The organism is Endozoicomonas sp. ONNA2 (assembly GCF_024606365.1).
In the GTDB taxonomy this organism is placed as follows: domain Bacteria; phylum Pseudomonadota; class Gammaproteobacteria; order Pseudomonadales; family Endozoicomonadaceae; genus Endozoicomonas.
In genome coordinates, this window is record NZ_JAHHPO010000540.1 from 1 (window position 1) to 3,066 (window position 3,066).

Annotated in this window: 2 protein-coding genes; both read left to right on the forward strand. The window is 51.0% G+C overall.

All coding sequences use genetic code 11. The annotated features are described in order from the left end of the window. Nucleotides 1-558, forward strand: a 558-nt coding sequence (locus KDK14_RS09500; RefSeq protein ID WP_306671504.1) for a magnesium chelatase domain-containing protein, incomplete at its 5' end; no start/stop codon positions are given. A 131-nt stretch (nt 559-689) separates the two neighbouring features. Then, on the forward strand, nt 690-2,846 hold the full coding sequence (glgX, locus tag KDK14_RS09505; protein WP_257264862.1) for a glycogen debranching protein GlgX: 2,157 nt from the start codon (nt 690-692) through the stop codon (nt 2,844-2,846). The last annotated feature ends 220 nt before the right edge of the window (nt 2,847-3,066 follow it).

Genomic DNA, 3,066 nt, shown 5'->3' on the forward strand with positions numbered 1-3,066 from the left:
ACCGAAACCGGCATGAAGGAAGTGAAAAACCCGTCGGCTATTTTCCTGTCCCGAACTCAGGAAGCGACCTCGGGCAGTATTATTTCTGTCCTGTGGGAAGGTACAAGGCCTCTGCTGGTCGAGATACAGGGGCTGGTGGTGGAATCCCAACTGGGAAACCCGCGTCGTGTAACTGTTGGTGTGGAGCAAAACCGTCTGGCCATGCTGCTGGCCATTCTCACCCGGCACGGGGGTATTTTTACCAGTGACCAGGATGTGTTCCTGAACGTGGTCGGTGGCGTCAAGATCACCGAAACCAGCGCTGACCTGGCCAGTCTGCTGACCGTGGTTTCCAGCCTGCGGGATACTCCGCTGTCCCAGGACCTGGTGGCCTTTGGTGAGGTGGGGCTGGCCGGCGAGATCCGTCCGGTGGCCAATGGTCAGGAACGCCTGGTCGAAGCCGCCAAGCATGGTTTCAGCCGGGCCATTATTCCGGCAGCCAATCAGCCAAGAAAACCGATTCCCGGGCTTACGGTGATTGCCGTGAAAAAACTCTCTGAGGCGTTGGAGGCGATTTAGTGTTCAGACACAAAGGCACGGAGAAAAAGCGCAAGCGGGCTATCTTTTTCGGGCAGCGGGCAGCGCTTGTTGCAATGTTGGTGAATCAAATTAAAATCCTGCCTATTCCAATATGTTGATGTCTCGGATACATGAATCAACCACAATTAACATCAGAATTTTTTGGCCCTGGAAGCTGCAATCACCCGGGGGCCAACTTTCTCAATGAGCAGCTACGCCCGGCGCTTCCCACCCGGGCGGTGGGTGTGAACTTTGCGGTATATGCACCGGAAGCCTCAGCCATGATGCTGTGTCTGTTTGACAGCGCCGGGGTGGAGCAGCGTATTCCCATGTACGGCCCCGAAAAGGGCATCTGGCATGTGTTGGTTAATGGCGTGCAGGATGGTCAGGCTTATGGCTATCGTGCCGATGGCCGCTGGGCACCGGATGAGGGGTTACGCTTTAATATTAATCAGCTGTTGTTGGATCCTTATGCCCGCCAGGTCAAAGGGGCTATTAACTGGCAGCCCGCTGTCTATGATTACTCAGGAAAGGAAAGAAGCCAATGGCTATTCAATGATCAGGATAATGGCCATTTGCTGCCCAAATCGGTGGTCAGTACCGACCAATTTGACTGGCAGTCGGTTACCAGGCCTGAACTCCCCCATGATGACAGTATTATTTACGAGAGCCATGTAAAGGGCTTTACCCGGCAGCATCCGGATATTCCCGAAGCGTTGCGAGGGACTTATCTGGGGATGTGTCATCCTGTGGTTATTGATTATCTGAAGAACCTGGGGGTCAATACGGTTGAGCTATTGCCGGTTACCAGTTTTCTCAGCGAGCCAAGATTACGAAAGCTGGGGTTGAAAAACTACTGGGGCTATAACCCGCTCTGCCTTATGGCACCTGAGCCGTCCTATGCTATCGAAGATCCGGTTAATGAATTGAAGACAATGGTTCGTGAATTGCATCGCGCCGGAATCCGGGTGGTGATGGATGTTGTTTACAACCACACCTGTGAAGCAGGATCTGACGGTCCAAGCCTGAGCCTGAGAGGCCTGGCTGAGAAAGATTACTATTTGCTGGATCACTATGGTGGTCATCTGATGTCTACCAACTACAGTGGTTGCGGAAATACTCTGAATTTTGACAGTCCACAAACCATCAAGCTGGTGATGGATAGCCTCAGGTATTGGGCTGAGCACTATCAGATCGATGGTTTCCGTTTTGATCTGGCACCGACCATGGCCAGACGACATCGGAAGTTTGATGCTCACAGTGCATTCTTTTGGGCAGTGTTTCAGGACCCCATTATTTCTACCCGGCAAATGATTGCAGAGCCCTGGGACCTTGGGCCGGAAGGTTACCGCCTGAGAGGCTTCCCAAGGGACTGGCATGAGTGGAATGACCGTTTCCGTGGCGGTATCCGGTCATTCTGGCGTGGTGATAAAGATCAGGTGGTGGATATCGCCTGGCGTCTGACTGGCTCCAGGGATATTTTCGGGCCTGGCAGACCGGCTGGAAGTGTTAACTATATCTGCAGTCATGATGGTTTTACCCTGCGTGACCTGGTGTCGTTTGAGCATCGACACAACCTGGCTAATGGCGAGAGTAACCAGGATGGTGATCAACATAATCTCTCCTGGAATTATGGCGTTGAAGGGGCTTCCAGTGACCCGGCCATGCAAAAGCTCCGGCTGCGTGTGCGAAAAAACATGCTGGCGACGCTGATGCTTTCCCGAGGTATCCCCATGCTGATGGCAGGCGATGAATTTGGCAACAGTCAGCATGGCAATAATAATGTTTACTGTCAGGATAACCCGATTGGCTGGGTTGACTGGTCATGGTTAGCTGGAGCCAACGGCAATAATAAAGATGATGAGAATCCTGATGGTGCTGAGCTGCAACAGTTCTGCTCAATGCTTATTCATTTACGAAAGTCAGAGCCATTGTTGTTAATCCGCTATCAGACAGACGACCATCAGTGGCACAGCGCTGAACTCGAATGGTTTAATACCCATGGTATACCCCTAACAGCAGCAATGCTGCCTGATGAACTTGGCCACGCACTGATGATGCGCTATCGTTGCCCTGTTGATAGCCAGCCCAGCCTGGTGCTACTGGTAAACAATGAGGTCGAGACCCAGCGCTTTAAACTGCCGGATTCTGATGATGCGGTCCGCTGGCAACGGGTTTTGTCTACAGATCTGGATAAAAAAGAGGTGTTCCGGGAAAAGGTAATTTTGCAGCAGGGCTGGTATGAAGTGCCAGCGCAGTGTGTGGTGATGGTCAAACAGTTAGTTTGACAAATTGCTTACTATCTCATATAAATAAATGAGTCTATGGTTAAATCAGCAATAAACGTCAATGGCCAGTCATAAAATAGTCGGTATCATGAGCAGAATCACTTGCTCATGAACTGATACTTAGGAGTCGTCTAAAAATAACTTTCCCATTTTAAACTCAGTGTTCCTGATGATTGCGGTGGAGCATCTGAATATGCGGAAGTTATTTACAGACAATTCC

Bases quoted from the DNA above. Each gene is read 5' to 3' on its own strand.
- glgX (WP_257264862.1), top strand. From the start codon at position 690: ATGAATCAACCACAATTAACATCAGAATTTTTTGGCCCTGGAAGCTGC.